The sequence below is a fragment of the Pseudomonas sp. F3-2 genome (genome assembly GCF_038804275.1).
Classification (GTDB): domain Bacteria; phylum Pseudomonadota; class Gammaproteobacteria; order Pseudomonadales; family Pseudomonadaceae; genus Aquipseudomonas.
In genome coordinates, this window is the sequence record NZ_CP152388.1 from 455909 (window position 1) to 472695 (window position 16787).

The 16787-nt window shown below is 60.4% G+C and carries 16 protein-coding genes; 4 read left to right on the forward strand and 12 right to left on the reverse strand.

Annotated features, from left to right (window positions below; all coding sequences use genetic code 11):
• The first annotated feature begins 9 nt into the window (after window positions 1-9).
• Complete coding sequence (locus tag AAGQ88_RS02010; protein WP_342654319.1) at window positions 10-1788, forward strand: acyl-CoA dehydrogenase C-terminal domain-containing protein; 1779 nt, start codon at window positions 10-12, stop codon at window positions 1786-1788.
• A 252-nt stretch (window positions 1789-2040) separates the two neighbouring features.
• On the opposite strand, the gene AAGQ88_RS02015 is transcribed toward AAGQ88_RS02010, so the two are convergent.
• Window positions 2041-2949: a LysR family transcriptional regulator gene (locus AAGQ88_RS02015; RefSeq protein ID WP_342654320.1), complete on the reverse strand. Its 909-nt coding sequence runs from the start codon at window positions 2947-2949 to the stop codon at window positions 2041-2043.
• A gap of 102 nt (window positions 2950-3051) precedes the next feature.
• On the opposite strand from AAGQ88_RS02015, the gene AAGQ88_RS02020 reads away from it, so the two are divergent.
• The 3 genes from AAGQ88_RS02020 (at window position 3052) to AAGQ88_RS02030 (ending at window position 4798) form a co-directional block, all read left to right on the forward strand.
• Window positions 3052-3750 carry an MOSC domain-containing protein gene (locus tag AAGQ88_RS02020; RefSeq protein ID WP_342654321.1) on the forward strand — a complete coding sequence of 233 codons (699 nt, stop codon included), beginning with the start codon at window positions 3052-3054 and terminating at the stop codon, window positions 3748-3750.
• Window positions 3747-4448 carry an aminotransferase class III-fold pyridoxal phosphate-dependent enzyme gene (locus AAGQ88_RS02025; protein ID WP_342654322.1) on the forward strand — a complete coding sequence of 234 codons (702 nt, stop codon included), beginning with the start codon at window positions 3747-3749 and terminating at the stop codon, window positions 4446-4448. Before AAGQ88_RS02020 ends, AAGQ88_RS02025 begins: the two co-directional genes overlap by 4 nt.
• Window positions 4449-4636: 188 nt before the next feature.
• Window positions 4637-4798 carry a YqaE/Pmp3 family membrane protein gene (locus tag AAGQ88_RS02030; RefSeq protein WP_081564967.1) on the forward strand — a complete coding sequence of 54 codons (162 nt, stop codon included), beginning with the start codon at window positions 4637-4639 and terminating at the stop codon, window positions 4796-4798.
• 92 nt (window positions 4799-4890) lie between these two features.
• Here AAGQ88_RS02030 and AAGQ88_RS02035 read toward each other — a convergent pair whose 3' ends face one another.
• The 11 genes from AAGQ88_RS02035 to AAGQ88_RS02085 form a co-directional block, all read right to left on the reverse strand.
• A complete protein-coding gene (locus AAGQ88_RS02035; RefSeq protein WP_342654323.1) occupies window positions 4891-6717 on the reverse strand; it encodes a S9 family peptidase in 1827 nt (608 codons plus the stop codon).
• Window positions 6683-7870 carry a pyrroloquinoline quinone biosynthesis protein PqqE gene (pqqE, locus tag AAGQ88_RS02040; protein ID WP_285426380.1) on the reverse strand — a complete coding sequence of 396 codons (1188 nt, stop codon included), beginning with the start codon at window positions 7868-7870 and terminating at the stop codon, window positions 6683-6685. The genes AAGQ88_RS02035 and pqqE overlap by 35 nt, the downstream gene beginning before the upstream one ends.
• The gene (pqqD, locus tag AAGQ88_RS02045) at window positions 7842-8117 is read right to left on the reverse strand and encodes a pyrroloquinoline quinone biosynthesis peptide chaperone PqqD (protein WP_093468613.1); all 276 of its coding nucleotides are present in this window, start codon (window positions 8115-8117) and stop codon (window positions 7842-7844) included. Before pqqD ends, pqqE begins: the two co-directional genes overlap by 29 nt.
• Window positions 8114-8869, reverse strand: a complete 756-nt coding sequence (gene pqqC / locus AAGQ88_RS02050; RefSeq protein WP_285426379.1) for a pyrroloquinoline-quinone synthase PqqC — start codon at window positions 8867-8869, stop codon at window positions 8114-8116. The genes pqqD and pqqC overlap by 4 nt, the downstream gene beginning before the upstream one ends.
• A 184-nt stretch (window positions 8870-9053) precedes the next feature.
• Window positions 9054-9965 (reverse strand): pyrroloquinoline quinone biosynthesis protein PqqB, encoded by a 912-nt coding sequence (gene pqqB / locus AAGQ88_RS02055; RefSeq protein ID WP_285426378.1) that lies wholly within the window; start codon window positions 9963-9965, stop codon window positions 9054-9056.
• Between the two features lie 94 nt (window positions 9966-10059).
• Window positions 10060-10131 carry a pyrroloquinoline quinone precursor peptide PqqA gene (pqqA, locus tag AAGQ88_RS02060; RefSeq protein WP_008365141.1) on the reverse strand — a complete coding sequence of 24 codons (72 nt, stop codon included), beginning with the start codon at window positions 10129-10131 and terminating at the stop codon, window positions 10060-10062.
• A 172-nt stretch (window positions 10132-10303) separates the two neighbouring features.
• The gene (pqqF, locus tag AAGQ88_RS02065; RefSeq protein ID WP_342654324.1) at window positions 10304-12715 is read right to left on the reverse strand and encodes a pyrroloquinoline quinone biosynthesis protein PqqF; all 2412 of its coding nucleotides are present in this window, start codon (window positions 12713-12715) and stop codon (window positions 10304-10306) included.
• A 133-nt stretch (window positions 12716-12848) separates the two neighbouring features.
• Window positions 12849-13649: a carbon-nitrogen hydrolase family protein gene (locus AAGQ88_RS02070; protein ID WP_342654325.1), complete on the reverse strand. Its 801-nt coding sequence runs from the start codon at window positions 13647-13649 to the stop codon at window positions 12849-12851.
• A 10-nt stretch (window positions 13650-13659) separates the two neighbouring features.
• Window positions 13660-15354, reverse strand: coding sequence for an NAD(P)/FAD-dependent oxidoreductase (locus AAGQ88_RS02075; protein ID WP_093468628.1), 1695 nt, complete (start codon window positions 15352-15354; stop codon window positions 13660-13662).
• Window positions 15355-15492: 138 nt separating this feature from the next.
• Window positions 15493-15954, reverse strand: coding sequence for an Lrp/AsnC family transcriptional regulator (locus tag AAGQ88_RS02080; protein WP_093468630.1), 462 nt, complete (start codon window positions 15952-15954; stop codon window positions 15493-15495).
• Between the two features lie 47 nt (window positions 15955-16001).
• A complete protein-coding gene (locus tag AAGQ88_RS02085) occupies window positions 16002-16769 on the reverse strand; it encodes a class II aldolase/adducin family protein (RefSeq protein ID WP_285426375.1) in 768 nt (255 codons plus the stop codon).
• Window positions 16770-16787 lie beyond the last annotated feature (18 nt).

Genomic DNA, 16787 nt, shown 5'->3' on the forward strand with positions numbered 1-16787 from the left:
AGGTTTGCCATGGCTGACTACAAAGCGCCCTTGCGCGATATGCGCTTCGTTCTGAATGAAGTGTTCGAAGTCTCCAGACTCTGGGCGCAACTGCCCGAGTTGTCCGAAGCGGTAGATGCACAAACCGTTGAAGCCATCCTCGAAGAGGCCGGCAAGGTCACTGGCAAATCCATCGCGCCGTTGAGCCGCGCAGCCGATGAAGAAGGCTGTCACTGGAACGACACGGTCGTGACGACGCCTGCAGGCTTCGTCCAGGCGTACGGCACGTATGCCGAAGGTGGCTGGGTCGGCGTGGGCGGCAACCCGGAATTTGGCGGCATGGGCATGCCCAAGGCGGTCTCGGCGCAGGTCGAGGAGATGGTCAACTCCGCAAGCCTTGCCTTCGGTCTCTACCCGATGCTCACCTCCGGCGCGTGCGTGTCGATCAACACCCACGCCAGCGAACCGCTGAAGAACAAGTTCCTGCCGAACATGTACGCCGGAATCTGGGCCGGCTCCATGTGTCTGACCGAAGCTCATGCCGGTACCGATCTGGGCATCATCCGCACTAAGGCCGAACCTCAGGCCGATGGTGGCTATAAGATCAGTGGCACGAAGATATTCATCACCGGCGGCGAACACGACCTCACCGAAAACATCATTCACCTGGTGCTGGCCAAACTTCCCGATGCTCCGGCGGGGCCGAAGGGAATCTCGCTGTTTCTCGTCCCCAAGTTCCTGGTCAACGACGATGGCAGCCTGGGCGAGCGCAACACCGTTTCCTGCGGCTCCATCGAGCACAAGATGGGCATCCAGGCGTCGGCGACCTGTGTGATGAACTTCGACCAGGCTGAAGGCTATCTGATTGGCGAGCCGAACAAAGGGCTTGCCGCGATGTTCACGATGATGAACTACGAGCGTCTGGGCGTGGGCATTCAAGGCCTGGCGTCGGGCGAGCGCTCTTACCAGAATGCCATCGAGTACGCGCGCGATCGTCTGCAGAGCCGGGCACCGACCGGAGCGCAATCGAAAGACACCATCGCCGACCCGATCATCGTGCACCCCGACGTGCGTCGCATGCTGTTGACGATGAAGGCGCTGAACGAAGGCGGTCGTGCTTTTTCGACTTACGTGGCGCTGCAACTGGACACCGCCAAGTACAGCGAAGACGCCGAGGTCCGCCAACGTGCCGATGCGCTGGTGGCGCTGTTGACGCCGGTGGCCAAGGCTTTCCTCACTGACATGGGGCTGGACACCACGGTGCACGGCCAGCAGGTGTTCGGTGGTCATGGCTACATCCGCGAGTGGGGCCAAGAGCAACTGGTTCGCGACGTGCGCATCACCCAAATTTACGAAGGCACCAACGGCATTCAGGCGCTGGATCTGCTGGGTCGCAAGGTCGTCGCCAGCGGTGGCGCGTACTACAAGCTGTTTTCCGAAGAAGTACGCCAGTTCATCGCTGCTTCCGACAGCTCGCTTGCTGAATTCACCAAGCCGCTGAGTACTGCGCTGACGACGTTGGATGAACTGACCGACTGGGTGCTGGATCGCGTGCGCAGCAATCCGAATGAAATCGGCGCGGCGTCTGTCGAGTATCTGCATGTATTTGGATACACGGCTTATGCCTACATGTGGGCGATGTCGGCCAAAGCCGCGCTGGGTAAAGAGGCGCAGGAAGACTTCTACGTCAGCAAACTTGGCACGGCGCGGTTCTATTTCGCGCGTCTGCTGCCAAGGATCCAGTCGCTGGCCGCGTCGGTGCGCGCGGGCAGCGAATCGCTGTACCTGCTGGACGCTTCGCAGTTCTGACTGCTGTAGACATCATGTAAGCTTTTGCTTACATGACGTGCCGACATTTCGCCTCTATACGGCTTATGGATCCAAAGTTAATCTACTTCACATGGACGTAGCGCAGGATGCGCAAACAGATAACAGGGACACGTAGGGATTGCCTGCCAGGACGGTGGGAAGAAAGGGAAGTCAAAGGGAAACAGTCTGGAAAACCTCGCTTAGGCGGGGTTTTCTTTTATCTGCATTCCAGAAAGTTTTCCGCCACGCGGCCTACCGCCCCTCGACGTCGCCCGGGCCGGAATTCACTACCCCGTCGAGCACCGACCGCAACAGTTCCAGCGTCGCCTGCTGACGCTGTGCATCCCGATAAACAAGCCCCACCTGCAACGGCACCCTGGGTTCGCTGATGGGTTTCCACAGCAAGTCATCGTTGTCCTGAATATCCTGCGCGCGCCCCGGTAGCACAGTCGCAAGTCGGGTGTGTGCAAGGCTGTCGAGGATCCCCGCCATGTTATTCAGTTCAGCTTGTACGTGAGGCCGCCGGCCGAGATTACTCAACTGCGCCTGCCAGATCTGCCGCACCTGAAACTCCTCACCCAGCAGTAGCATCGGCAGTTCAGCGGCCTGGCTCATCGAGACTTTTTTGAATTCCCGCAACGGGTGATTGGCCGGCACCACCAGCTTGAGCTCGTCTTCATACAGCAACAGGCCGTGCAGGCCAGGCTGGCGCGGCGGCAAGTAGCTGATGCCGATGTCCAGCGATCCATTGAGCAAGCGACGCTCGATCTCCATCCCGCTCAACTCGTAAATCTGCACGACCAGATGCGGCTGCGCCTTGCGCACGCGCTCGAGCATCTGCGGCACCAGGCTCGAATGCACGGTCTGTAAGACGCCGATGGCGAGGGTACGCTGGGATTGTCCCTTGAAGTTGCGCAACGCCTCGCGCGCCCGTTGCATGCCTTCGAGCAACGGCACCGCATGGTTGTACAAGGTGTGCGCGGCCAGCGTCGGCAACAGGCGCTTGCTGCTGCGCTCGAACAGGCTGACATCGAGGCTGTGCTCCAGCAGACGAATCTGCTGTGAGAGCGCTGGCTGCGACAAAGAAAGTCGCTCGGCGGCGCGTCCGACGTGGCCTTCTTCGTACACCGCGACGAAATAACGCAGTTGGCGGAAATCCATAAGCAGTTCTTATCGAAATAGCTGGAAAATCGAAATGGTCGTTTGTCTTGCCGGGGCATAGTCTACGCCCAACTCACAGGGGTTACAGGGCCATAAAGCGCAATGAACAGTGTCCAGGTCGATGGTGTTTTTATAGGTAAAGCGAAAAATCTGGGTCATGGATTGATCAGCGATATCGATAAGCACAGGCTGGACCGACGCCTTTGGCTCTGGCCGCAAGGGCTGGGCAGCGACGAACACGGCGATCCGCGCTTTCATACCGGCCCGGAGCGCGCCATGCATCACTATCCCGCCGAGCATTACGATTACTGGCGCAAGGTCTATCCGCACATCGACTGGTGCGCGCCTTCTTTCGGCGAAAATCTTTCATCCCGCGGCCTCACCGAAGAAGATGTCTGCCTGGGCGACATGTTTCGCTGGGGCGGCGCGCTGCTGCAGGTCAGCCAGCCACGTTCGCCTTGCTACCGGCTCAGCCACACTTGGGGCATCGAAGAGCTGCCTCAGCGTGCGCAGGATAACGGGCGCTGTGGCTGGTTCTATCGCGTGCTCAAACCCGGTTTTGTCAGTCCCGACGACGCATTCGAGCTGGTTCAGCGCAGCTATCCGGGCCTGACGATCGCTTGGGCCTTGCGCACGTCCTACCTCGAGCCGCTTGAGCATGGCGGGCTCAGAAAGCTCGCCGATTGCCCGGCGCTGTCGTCCCGATGGCGCGACATCGCCCTCAAGCGTCTGCGCACCGGCCGCGTCGAGGACTGGAGCGACCGGTTGCTGGGGCTGCCACTGGAAGGATTGCGCGCATGAACCTCTTCAAACTGCTGCGCAACGCTGTCGCTGAAGACAGCCAGTCTGTCGAGCAACCTGCATTGCTCTCGCCGTTGCAACGTCTGCGTCAGCGCACAGGCAGCGATCAAGCCGGTTTCTTCATCGACGAGCAGGCAGCGTACGCAGGGGCGATGACGCTGGCGCGCAAATGGGGCGAACAGCATCGGCGCGGGGAATGCGGGGTCGTGGTTGCCAGTGGCGGGCGTTTCGACGCGCTGATCGAATCACTGACCGACGATTTCTGCCGTGTGCCATTCAACGATCTGGCCGCGATCGAGGCCGCCGTGGATTCACGAACCGTTGCCATCGTGCTTGAGCCCATTCAGGGCGAGACGGTCATCACGCCAGCCACGACGGCTTACGTGCAGGGTGTTGCCACATTGTGCAGGGCGCTGAATATCCTGCTCATTCTCAACGAGGCGCGAGGTAGCGTCGGGCAGAACGGTGGGTTGCTTTCGGAAGACACCTACGCCGTCAGCGCCGATATCGTCGTACTCGGCGATTACTCCAACCGCAGTCCCCGAAGCTCGGCGCTGCTTGCTCGCGGACAGGCGTGCACTGCCCGGATCGACGACCTGCCGGGCTCTGTGCCAGAGCGTGCCTCGGCACGCCAGATGCGCCCGGCCGCGAGCGTCCGCGCGCAGCGTCAGGCAATGCCAAGCGGGCTCATGGCGTAGTAACCCACTGTTTCTCGAACCGTCTTGCGTTTTGTACGCTTCGCCCCGCGCCGGGAGTCTTGGTGCGGGGCGTTTTTTTGCCGGGCAATGGGTGGCGCAATGATATTCACGGTTGAACCCCTGCATGCGCTCAGGGTCGATTAGCTGTGTGGCCGCAATGGGCCATTTATCATTCAGGAGCTTCACCCATGGACATCATTCGCATCATCATCGCCATCCTGCTGCCACCCCTGGGCGTGTTCCTGCAAGTCGGATTCGCTGGCGCTTTCTGGCTCAACATCCTGCTGACCCTTCTCGGCTACTTCCCAGGCATCATCCACGCGGTATACATCATCGCCAGCCGCAAGTGATCGCGCCCGGTCAGCGCACTTCGCTCTGAATCCCTGTGGGCGCCAGCTGGCTGAGCCGGCTGATGCCGCCCACAGAGACCGCAGTCACGCCCTCAGCTGTCCATTACCTTTCGGTAAAACGCCCATTCGGTCTCCAGTGCGTGAGCCAGATTGCTGGCTTTGCGGAAGCCATGGCGTTCCTCGGGATAGAAATGGCCTTCGGCCGGGATGCCTTTTTCGGTCAAGGCATTGAGCATGTCGCGGGTCTGGGCGGGAACGACGACGGCATCGAGTTCGCCCTGGAAGAAAATCACCGGCACTTTGATCCGGTCGGCATGCAGCAGCGGGGTGCGCTCGCGGTAGCGCGCCATGTCGATGTCCGGGTCGCCGATCAGCCAGTCGAGATAATCCGCCTCGAACTTGTGCGTCGCTTCGGCCAGTGCGAGAGGGTCGCTGACGCCATACAGGCTCGCACCAGCGCGAAAAACATCCTTGAACGCCAGCGCGCACAGCGTCGTATATCCGCCGGCACTGCCGCCTCGAATGAAGGCGTTGGCTGGATCGACGAGCCCCTGATTGCCCAAGTACTCGACCACGGCGCAGGCGTCCTCTACGTCGACGACGCCCCATTCGAGAAACAGCGCCTGACGATAGGCGCGGCCATAGCCCGTGCTGCCTCGATAATTCAGGTCCGCGACGGCGAAGCCCCTTTGCGTCCAGTACTGGATGCGCGGATCGAGCACCGGATAGCACGCCGACGTGGGTCCGCCATGGATGAACACCACCAGCGGCGGCTTTTCTGCGCCATTCATCGCGGGGTAGAAATAGCCATGCGCCTCGCTGTCACCGCTTGGATAGCGCAGCGTTTGCGGACGACTGATGTGCTCGGCGGGCAGCGGAGCAATACCTCCGGCCAGTACCTGCACGCGCTGGTCGGAACGACTGATCGCCACGACAGCCAAAGGGCGGGTCGCTGACGCCGCGATGCAATAAAAGTGTTGATCGTCCATCGCCAGGTTGCGGAACCGGCTGTACTCGCCACTGAAATCCTGTACCGAGCCATCAGCCGAACACAGGCCCAGACGACCAGAGCCGTCCTGGAACCAACTGGCCAGATAGGCCCCATCGGTGAGCGGCAACCAGCTCGAACTGCCCAATTGCCATGGCGCAGATGCATGGTCGGCTGCGGCTGCGGGCAGCGCTTCGAGGCCTTCCAGCGTCTCCACCCACGGTTGCCAGAAACCGCCGCGATCAGTCAGGCAATACAGGCGCCCCTGATCATCGAAGCGCGGTTGTTGCAGCGCTTCCAGCCCGAGTCCGCCTGCCAGGCAGTGCGGCAGACCCCATGACCCGTCCGGCTGACGCTCGGTGCTGAGCAGACGCGTCGAGGTCCACGGTTGGTGCGGGCGCCACCACTCGATCCACACCAGACGATCACCCTCGGGGCTCAATGTCGGCGCTGCATAGAAGTCGGCCCCTTCAGCCAGCACGTGGCGTCTGCCGTCGATAAGGTCGAACGCCACCAGGCGGTGAACGTCGTTGTCTTCCTCGACGGCGAGAATCTGCCCGCGCCCGAAGCGGACATCGCCGTAGCGCTTGTCGTCGTGGGTCAGTGCGAGAGGGACGTTGGTGTCGAAGGGCTGGAGATAAATCTGTTGATCGGCTTCGTTGACGAACACCACGGCTTCGTCGCTCAGGCAGAACGAGCCTCCGCCATATTCATAAACCCTGCTGCGCGCGCTGAAGCCATCCGGCGTCAGGCACGTGGTGACGCCGTCGCTCCAGCGCCAGATGCGCGAAGCGGCGTCCTGCGGGCGGAATTCGTTCCAGAAGAGGCCCGCGGGACCGACGCACAGTTCGGCGAAATCGACGCCTGCCGCCACAGCCTGGGCGGCAGAGAACAAATCAGGATTTTGCGATGAGGCGTGAGTTTCGTTCATTGCGAAAGGCCAGTTGCTCGATGGTCTGGCTAGCATACTCGGCTTCGTCGCGGGCCTGGGTGATCAGGTGATGCTGTGGCGACTTGCTGCACACCGGGTCGGCGTTGCTTGCATCACCGGTCAGCATGAACGCCTGACAGCGACAACCGCCGAAATCCTTTTCTTTTTCGTCGCAAGAGCGGCACGGCTCGGGCATCCACTCGTAACCACGGAAGCGGTTGAAGCCAAACGACTCGTACCAGATGTGTTGCATGCTGTGATCGCGCACATTGGGGAACTGGATCGGCATCTGTCGCGCGCCGTGGCAGGGCAGGGCGGTGCCATCCGGCGTCACGGTCAGAAACAGATTACCCCAGCCGTTCATGCAGGCTTTGGGGCGCTCCTCGTAGTAGTCGGGCGTGACGAAGATCAGCTTGACCGGATGATTCTCCGCCGCGAGCTTCTCGCGGTATTCATTGGTGATGCGTTCGGCGCGGACCAGCTGTTCCTTGGTCGGCAGCAAGCCCACTCGGTTCAAGTGCGCCCAACCGTAGAACTGGCAGGTGGCCAATTCGACGAAGTCCGCCTCCAGCGCCACGCAGAGCTCGATGATCTTGTCGATCTTGTCGATATTGTGCCGGTGGGTGACGAAGTTGAGCACCATCGGATAGCCGTGCTTCTTCACCGCGCGGGCCATTTCCAGCTTCTGGGCAAATGCCTTTTTCGAGCCTGCGAGCATGTTGTTCACTTGCTCGTCGCTGGCCTGAAAACTGATCTGAATGTGGTCCAGACCGGCTTCCTTGAAGTCGACGATCTTCTGTTCGGTCAGGCCGATGCCGGACGTGATCAGGTTGGTGTAGAAGCCCAGGCGCCGGGCCTCTGCGATCAGCTGGGCGAGGTCCTGCCGCACCAGGGGCTCACCGCCGGAAAACCCGATCTGCGCGGCGCCCATCTGCCTGGCTTCGGCCATCACTTTGAACCACTGTTCGGTGGTCAGCTCCTGACCCTGGCGTGCGAAGTCCAGCGGGTTGGAACAATACGGACACTGCAGAGGACAGCGGTAGGTCAGCTCGGCGAGCAGCCACAGCGGCAGCCCGACAGGAGGTGTCGGTGGTATGTGCACCTTGGACTCGGTCACCGGCGCCTCAGGCAAGTTCGATCCAGTGTTCAGCACGAGCGACCTCCATGAATTGCTCGACGTCGGTGCCGAGCTCGGGAACGCCGGGGAATTGCTCATCGAGCACGGCGATGATCGCACCCACGCTGCGCTGACCATCGATCAGGCCGCCAATGGCGCTGGCGCTCTCGTTGAGCTTGATCATGCCTTCGGGGTAAAGCAGTACGTGGCCGTTCTGCGCCGGTTCAAACTGAAAGCGATAGCCACGGCGCCAGCTCGGCACTTGTTCGCGGTTGAAGCTCATAGGGCGATTCCTTTGTGCCAGACGCGTTGGTCGGTCACGCTGTGATAGGGCGGGCGATTCAGCTCATAAGCCATGCTCATGGCGTCCAGCATGCTCCACAAAATGTCGAGTTTGAACTGCAGAATTTCCAGCATGCGCTGCTGGCCTTCCCACGTCGTGTAATGCTGCAAGGTGATCGCGAGCCCGTGTTCGACATCTCGGCGCGCCTGACCCAGGCGCGTGCGGAAATATTCGTAACCGGCCGGATCGATCCATGGGTAATGCTGCGGCCAGCTGTCCAGCCGCGACTGGTGGATCTGCGGAGCGAACAGCTCAGTCAGAGAACTGCTGGCGGCTTCCTGCCAGTTGGCTCGACGGGCGAAGTTCACATACGCATCGACGGCAAATCGTACGCCGGGCAGGACCAATTCCTGCGAGCGAAGTTGATCCGGATCCAGCCCTACCGCCTGGCCCAGTCGCAACCAGGCTTCAATGCCGCCGTCTTCGCCCGGTGCGCCGTCGTGGTCGAGCAGGCGCTGAATCCACTCGCGACGGATCTCGCGGTCCGGACAGTTGGCCAGAATCGCAGCATCCTTGAGCGGGATGTTCACTTGGTAATAAAACCGGTTGGCGACCCAGCCCTGAATCTGCTCGCGCGTCGCGCGGCCTTCATACATCGCCACATGAAACGGATGGTAGATGTGGTAATACGCACCTTTGGCACGCAAGGCCTGTTCGAATTCAGCGGGGGACAGTGGTGTTGGCTCACTCATGTCGGCATGTTCCTTACCCATTTGTCTCGGATTCTGTGGCTTGAAGCGGTGGTCGCGAACGCATTCGCGCTAACCCTGCGGGAGCTTGCTCGCGAATGCTGACTGCCGGGCAACTCGATTTTCACTGAATGCACTGGCTTCCTGAGCAAGCTCGGTCCCGCTGTCACGACGTTCATGGCGCCTGTTACAGCTCGATGCTCATGCCATCGAATGCCACTTCAACATGACGGCGTGCGAGTTCTGCGCGCTCGGGCGAATCCTCGTCGAGAATCGGGTTCGTGTTGTTGATGTGAATGAGCACCTTGCGTTGTTCAGGCAGTTTTTCCAGCACTTCGAGCATGCCGCCGGGGCCATTCTGCGCCAGGTGGCCCATCTCGGTGCCTGTTCGTGTGCCGACGCCGCGACGCTTCATCTCATCGTCGTCCCACATCGTGCCGTCCACCAGCAGGCAGTCGGCGCCGCTCATTTTTTCCATGAGGGCATCATCGACTTTGCCGAGGCCTGGCGCGTAGAACAGCTTTCCGCCGGTCCTGAGGTCTTCCACCATCAAGCCAATGTTATCGCCCGGGTGTGGGTCGAAGCGGTGCGGCGAGTAGGGCGGTGCCGCGCTACGCAGTGGAAACGGCGTAAAGCGAAGATTCGGACAGGCCGGAATCACGAAGCTGCCCTCAAGCTCGATGCGATTCCACACCAGCCCGCCGTTCCAGTGCTTGAGCATGTTGAACAGCGGGAAGCCGGTCGTCAGGTCTTCGTGGACCATGTCCGTGCACCAGACCTGATGCGGGCAGCCTTCACGCAGGCTGAGCAAACCGGTCGTGTGGTCGATCTGGCTGTCCATCAGGATGATTGCGCTGATCCCCGTATCCCGCAGGCCGCGGTTAGGCTGCATGGGCGCGAAGCTCTGCAGTTGAGCGCGGATGTCGGGTGAAGCGTTGCACAAGACCCAGTTCACGCCGTCGTCGGACAAGGCAATGGACGACTGGGTGCGCGCATGAGCCCGCAGGCTGCCGTCGCGAAAACCTGCGCAGTTAACGCAGTTGCAGTTCCATTGTGGGAAACCGCCGCCCGCCGCCGAACCGAGAATCTGGATGTGCATGTGTGCTCCGTACCAATGGCCTCACGAGGCCTGAAAATCCTGAACGCTGTAACAAAAAAGCCCCGGCGAACCGAGGCTTCTCACCGCGCAAAAATCAACGGCTTGCGAAGTACATGGTGACTTCAAAGCCGATACGCAGATCAGTGTAAGCAGGTTTAGTCCACATAAAAGACTCCTTCTGGGTTATGCAACGGTGGGTGAGTACATCTTTAGTACACCTGCGAGAGGAGACGTTCAAATGCTTAGGGAGCTATGTTACTAAAAATCTCGGGACTTCAATGATGAAATATCCGATAAAGATTTTTGCAATCCTGGCAATGATTGACCTGCCAAACGGCTCACTCGCTGGGGCTTGAGCGGTTCGACAGGCAAAGACGAGCGGCCGACCCCGCGCCCAGGCGACGAGCGGCGTCCAGCAGTTCTATGGACTGGAGATGTGCAAGCGAATGTTGCAGCTGTACGAGGTAGTCGTCCCGGTAGCCTGCCATATGTGCCTGCCAGATCAGTTCGCACGCCTGCTGACTGTCCATGGTCGCGGGGTCGAGTTGACCGCGCAGGGCTTTGATCTGAGCGGTCAGGTCAGCATTCTCGATCTGTGTCGGCAGTGTGCGGATGAAGGATTCAATCTGATCGACCAGCTCACCGGCACTGGCGGAAGGTGACTGGACCCCAAACAACAGGCCACCGTTTCCGGCGATTTGTCGGAAACCGCTGAAAACGGCGTAGCCCAATTGCAACTCGACCCGCAGGCGCTGATAAAACGGCGCCTGTATCAGTTGTGCAAGCAGTCGCCAGATCGCTTCGTCGCGCACAGACGAAGAAGACGTTGGATAGAACAAAAGCACAGCGTTTTCAGAAGAGTCCGACGGCTCGGTTTCCCAGCGCTGGTCTGCCTGCCTCCCTGTGACCTCGGGTGCCGAGGCGTCGGGCTGGCCGGGCGTGATCTGTGCAGCGTGCTTGAGTGCGTCCTGCTCGACGGGATCAAGCCCGACGGCCAAGCCTGCCCAGCGAGCATCCGCCCAGACACGCTGTAAATCCTGCGTCTGGGACATTACGCCGCTGTTCAAATAATGATCGGGCAGTGTTCTCAGCAACTGCCGAATCGGCATCGGCGCAGGTTCCTCATTCGGCTGCCCATAACGCGCCAGAGTTTCCTCAGTGGGCTGAGCTAACGCGCGCAATGCCTGTTCGAGGACGGCCGGAATGGGCTCGGCCATTCCGGTCAGTTTCAATTGCCAGAAGTTACCGTAGGACGTGAACGCCAGAGTGATGCCGGCTTCCTGTGCGTCGGCGATCAGGCGCTTCAGGCCTTCGTTCAGCATCCGCGCGAGCTGCGGTTGAGGAGCGCTCAGCATCCAGCGCAGATACACCGCCGCTTCGCCCTCGCCTGGACGGTGTCCAGGCAAATTGTCGCTGAACGTGAACGCGGGAAGTGGGCCAGCCAGCGTGGCGACCTTGGCAATCGGACGCAAGAACGGGTTGGGCTCGGGCAGTCGCCAATCAACGTTAAAGGTGTCGTTTTTCAGCAGTTTCGGCTGTGGCGGTAACTGGGTTTCCGGCGTGAGTTGGGCGATCAGGGCATTAAGGGCGGTGACGGCTTGGCTCGACAGGCCTGGTTCGTCTGGCTTTGCGCAGAAATGCCGGGCCAGAGACAACGCGTTGCTGACCGCGAGGCGACGTTGGGCGAGCAGGGCGTATTCGTCGATGAGCTCAGCAAAGCGCGATTTGAAAAAGGCCAGCCAATCGAAGAGCCTTCTCGAAATCACGTAAGCCGTTTCGCTTGAAGGCACTTGGTCCGCCGCGACCTCGGCGAGTGCAATGTCGATGTCGAGCAAAAGCTGCCCGTCGAACGCGTACACAACCTCTGCAGTGAGTGACTCGATCAAACCCTGATCTCGCAGGCTGGCCACCAGACCACCCGGCTGCGCGTTGTTCATCCAGCTGCAGAGAAACGCAGCGGCCTGCTCATGCCCTCGCGGCAAGCCTTCACACGCAAACATCAGGTGCGCGTCGCGCGAGTCGAAAACGGGGTGCGGAGTTCTTGAGTCCACGAGCGCCGGGGCTCTTGATTGAGCGATCCGACGGCCCTGGGCGAAATATCCGCCATAGCGAGTTGCCAATGCCTGCAACTCATCCAGCGTTTGGGGCCCTGCGAGGCTCAGGGTCATCTGCGCCGCTTGGTAGAACGTCCGGTAGAAGTCCTGCAATGCTTGTTGAAATGTCCTGCGCGGAACGGGAAGGCTGAAACGATTGCCGGCGTGAAACCCGCGTAACGGATGCAGGGCCGATAAAGTCTGCAGCCGCTGTATCTGATCGCGCGACGCTTCATCCCGGGACCAGGCAATGAACTCGGCATGCAACACCTCACGCTCACGCAACTGATCGGCCATGGTCATGCGCGGGTGGGTCAGCATCTCGCACAATCGATCCAGAGCATCGGCAAAAACGGCGGGTGGCAGCTCGAAAAAGAAATCCGTGGTGCGCTCGCGCGTGCTCGCATTGACCTGTCCGCCGTGGCGTTGCACGAACGCCATGAGGTTGTCGCCGGACGGAAATCGTTCGGTGCCGAGGAAGAACAGGTGCTCGAGAAAGTGCGCAAGGCCGGGCCATTGTGACGGAACATCGTGACTGCCGGCCGCCACTCGCAAGGCCGCCGCGCAACGCTTCAGACGCGGCGCCGAGCACAGCACCACGCGCAGACCGTTGGGCAAGGTCAGGGAGCGATGGTTGGATGATTCGGGCGCAGGCATGACGTATTCCGCAGCAGCTCTGGAAATGACTGCTCATGCTAGCGGATAACGACACAAAGAGTGTGAGACGCAGGCGTTTTCAGCACAGTCCGGGTACTACAAGGACGCAGACTGTGGATGATCAACTTTGCCTTCAGCGCTTGACGAGTCCCGCATAGAAGCCGGGTCGGCGGTCCTTGAAATAGGTATTGATGGCCTGGGATTCGCTCATCAGGTTGCGGTCCAGATCGGCGATCACCAGGGCTTCGTCTTGAGCGGCCAGGCCGATCTGCTTGCCGTCCGGCGCGCAGATGCTGCTCAGCCCGCAGTAATGAATGTCGCCCTCGCTGCCGCAGTAATTGGCGTAGACCAGATAACACTGGTTTTCGAAAGCCCGCGCCCGAACGGTGACTTCCGCAACGAAGTCGTAGGGCGCCATGTTAGCGGTCGGCACAAGGATCAGATCGGCACCCGCCAGCGCGAGGCGGCGCGTGTTTTCGGGAAACTCCGCGTCGTAGCAGATCAGGAACCCTAGCTTCCAGCCGTTGAATTCGACCACCGGAAAATGCTCATCGCCTGCACTGAACATCGACTTGTCCAGGTCGCCATACAGATGCGTCTTACGGTAATTGCAGACACGCACGCCTTGGGCGTCGATCAACTGCACTGCGTTGTAGACCTGATCGTCGGCGCTCACTTCCGGATAGCCGTAGAGAATGGCCACACCGGTCTTGCGCGCGATCTCGCCGATGAGCCGTGCCGCCGGCCCATCGCTCGGCTGGGCAAGATTTCGCGCCGCCTGAGCACCGATGTTGTAGCCGCTCAGAAACATTTCCGGACAGACCAGCACCGCTGCCCCTTTGCTCGCGGCCTCGAGGGCCTGCACCTCAAGGCGCCGAAGGTTGGCGTCGATGTCCAGTGGCAGCGGTGGGCATTGATAGAGGGCAACGCGCATGGGCAACTCCTTATTCCGGCAACGCGATCGGGCCGATTTCGTGGAACACATCGCCAGGCCCCGGGTTTTCGGCGTGGGTCTTGCCGCCGAAGTGGGTCATGATGCCCCAGACAGCGTTGAGCGAGGTCTGCACCGCGCCCTCGACCCAGGCCGGTGTCCAGGAAACGTCGTCACCGGCGATGAAAATGCCGCGATGTTCGTCAGGCATGTCCTTTTGCATGAAGTGCGCGTACATCCGCTGGTTGTAGCGATAGTGGCCCGGCAGGGCACCTTTGAAAGCGCCGAGGAAGTGCGGGTCTGCTTCCCACGACACCGTGATCGGATCTCCGATGATCCGCGCGGCAATATCCACTTTCGGATAAATCTTTTTCAGCGCGCCAAGTGCCAGACTCACGCGCTTTTCCACAGGATGCGGCAGCATTTTCAGTGCATCGCTCATCCACGAGTACGACAGACAAATCACGCCCGGTTTGTCGACACCGTTGGAATAGGTGCCGTTTTCGAACAGGTAGGTGCCGCGGGTCAGGCGATCGGTGAGCGTCATGCTCATCACATCGCGGCCCGTTTCCGGATCCTTGTCCTTCCAGAACGGGCGATCGACCATGACGAAGGTTTTGGACGACTGCATATAGCGCGTGCGGTCCAGCGCCATCCACATTTTCTGCGAGAACAGCGACTCTTCGCACTCGATCTGAGTGGTCAGCAGCCAACTCTGGCAGGTGGCCAGAACGGCGTCGTAGTGTCGGGTATCGCCCCAGTTGTCGGTGACCGCGAACTGGCCATCGGGGGCGCGCGCGATACGCTTCACGCCTGTACGCGGTGCGCCGCGATGCAGCGACGACAGGCTGGTACCTTCCGGCCAGTGAACGCAGCGCTCAGGCACGTGACGCCAGATCCCCAGCGGCACCTGCTCTACGCCGCCGACGATCAAATGTTGATGATCGTCGCAGTTGGTCATGACCACGCGGAAGATTTCCAGCATCGAGTTCGGAAAGTCAGAATCCCAGCCGCCGGTGCCAAACCCGACCTGACCAAACACTTCGCGATGGTAGAACGACAGTTTGGCGAACGCCTTGGAGGTGGCGACGAAATCGTAGAACGTGCGGTCGTCCCACAGCGGCACCAGCTTGTTCCACAACGTTTTGAGGCGGGGGACGTCGCGGTCGCGAATGGCTTGCTGGATGTCGGCGAATTGCGCGCCGTCTTCCAGGGCGTCCGCCCACGCGTCAGCCACTTCGTGAAACAGTGCGGGCAAGTCCGACGGCTTTTGTGCGTAATACGTGGTGCCTTCCAGATCGATTACGGTGCTGCCGGATGCACCCGTCAACGGGTTGGGGAAGGGTTTGGACTCAAGGCCAAGCTTGTCGACATAGTGATAAAAAGCCGTGGATGAGACCGGGAAGCGCATGCCGCCCAGTTCGGCAATGATGCCTTCGGCGCCCTCGAACTGCTGCGAGCGCAAGCGGCCACCCATTTTCGACGCCTCGTAGACGACGGGCTTGAGGCCCAGCTTCATCAGCTCATACGCCGCCACGAGACCGGCAATCCCGGCGCCGACGATGGCGACTTCCTTGCCGAGATTTTCTGTTGGAATGCTGCCCAGCCCGGCCGGGTGCTCGATCCAGTCATCGAAGGCAAAGGGGAAGTCGGGGCCGAAAATCGTGATCGGCTTCTTTCCGTCGGCGGGATGGCGATTGTTCTTCATGACTGACCTTGTTCGACTATGGCGCGAAAGGGGAAAGTCTAGATAACAGTTGAGACGTTAATAAGACGCAGAGTGTTGTCGTTGTGTAGAGATTAACGCCGATATGACGAGGTCACGCATCACTTTGCAGTGGGATGATCAGACCGGCTGTCCCCGATCGATCTTGCTGCTGAGAATGATCGATGTCGTGGTCTTCTCCACACCGTCCACGCTGCCGATCAGATCCAGCAATTGATCTAGTTGCTCCGGCGAATCGGTGCGCAGCCATGCCACGTAATCGAATTCGCCACTGACCGCACATAGTTGCTGCACCTGAGCCAGAGCGGTCAACCGTCGCAGCACCTCCTTGCCCGACCGCGGTTGCACGGTGATCCCGACATACGCCTGCAGCCCGCCATCAACCACGCGCTGACTCAGACGCACGCCGTAACCGGTGATGATTTTGCTCTTTTCCAGACGCGCGAGACGAGACGTCACTGTCGTGCGCGCGATCCCTAATTGACGGGCCAGATTGGCGACTGGCTCGCGGGCGTTGATCTGCAGCGCAGCGATCAGTTGGCGGTCGATTTCATCCAGCGCGGGAGGGCGAGTGTCGGGCAAGGGGCGAGTCTCCGTAGGTAAGCGGGCAATCTTACCCGCTTCCCGCCTCAGTTTTTGTAGTCCGGAGCGACGCGATCAAGTAATCGCAGCAATGCCGCCCAGGCAAAGTTGACCGCGTCCGGATCGCTCAACTCGCCCTGCGCGACATCCTGCCCGGGTTCGTTGAATTGCCGTTCGGTGCGCCGACACACTTCATCGGGCGGATAGCGCAAAGCACCGCCCGCTTGTGCGGCGATCTGGATTTCGCACGCCTTCTCCAAGTAATACATGCGCAGAAATGCTTGCTTGACGCTGTCGCCGACTGTGAGCAAGCCGTGATTGCGCAGGATCATGACCGAGCTGTCGCCAAGATCGGCGACAAGGCGCTGCTGCTCGCTGAAATCCAGCGCGATGCCTTCGTAATCGTGGTACCCGACGCGCCCGTAGAACTCCAGCGAGATCTGATTGACCGGCAACAGCCCGCCTTCCTGCGCCGCCACCGCGCACCCCGCCTTGGTGTGCGTATGCAAAACGCATTGCGCATCGTCCCGCGCCCGATGGATAGCGCTGTGGATAACGAACCCGGCCGGGTTGACCGGGAATTCCGAGGCTTGCACCTTGTTGCCGTCCAGGTCGATCTTCACCAGGTTCGACGCGGTGATCTCCTCGAAGAACAGCCCATACGGGTTGATCAGGAAGTGATGTTCGGGGCCTGGAATGCGCAGAGAAATGTGCGTCGATATCAGGTCGGTCATTTTGTAGTGAGCAACCAGTCGATAGCAGGCAGCCAGTTCTTGCCTGAGCTGCCATTCCTGCGGGCTGTACGGGTGGGTCATTGTTCCTCCGAAAGATTA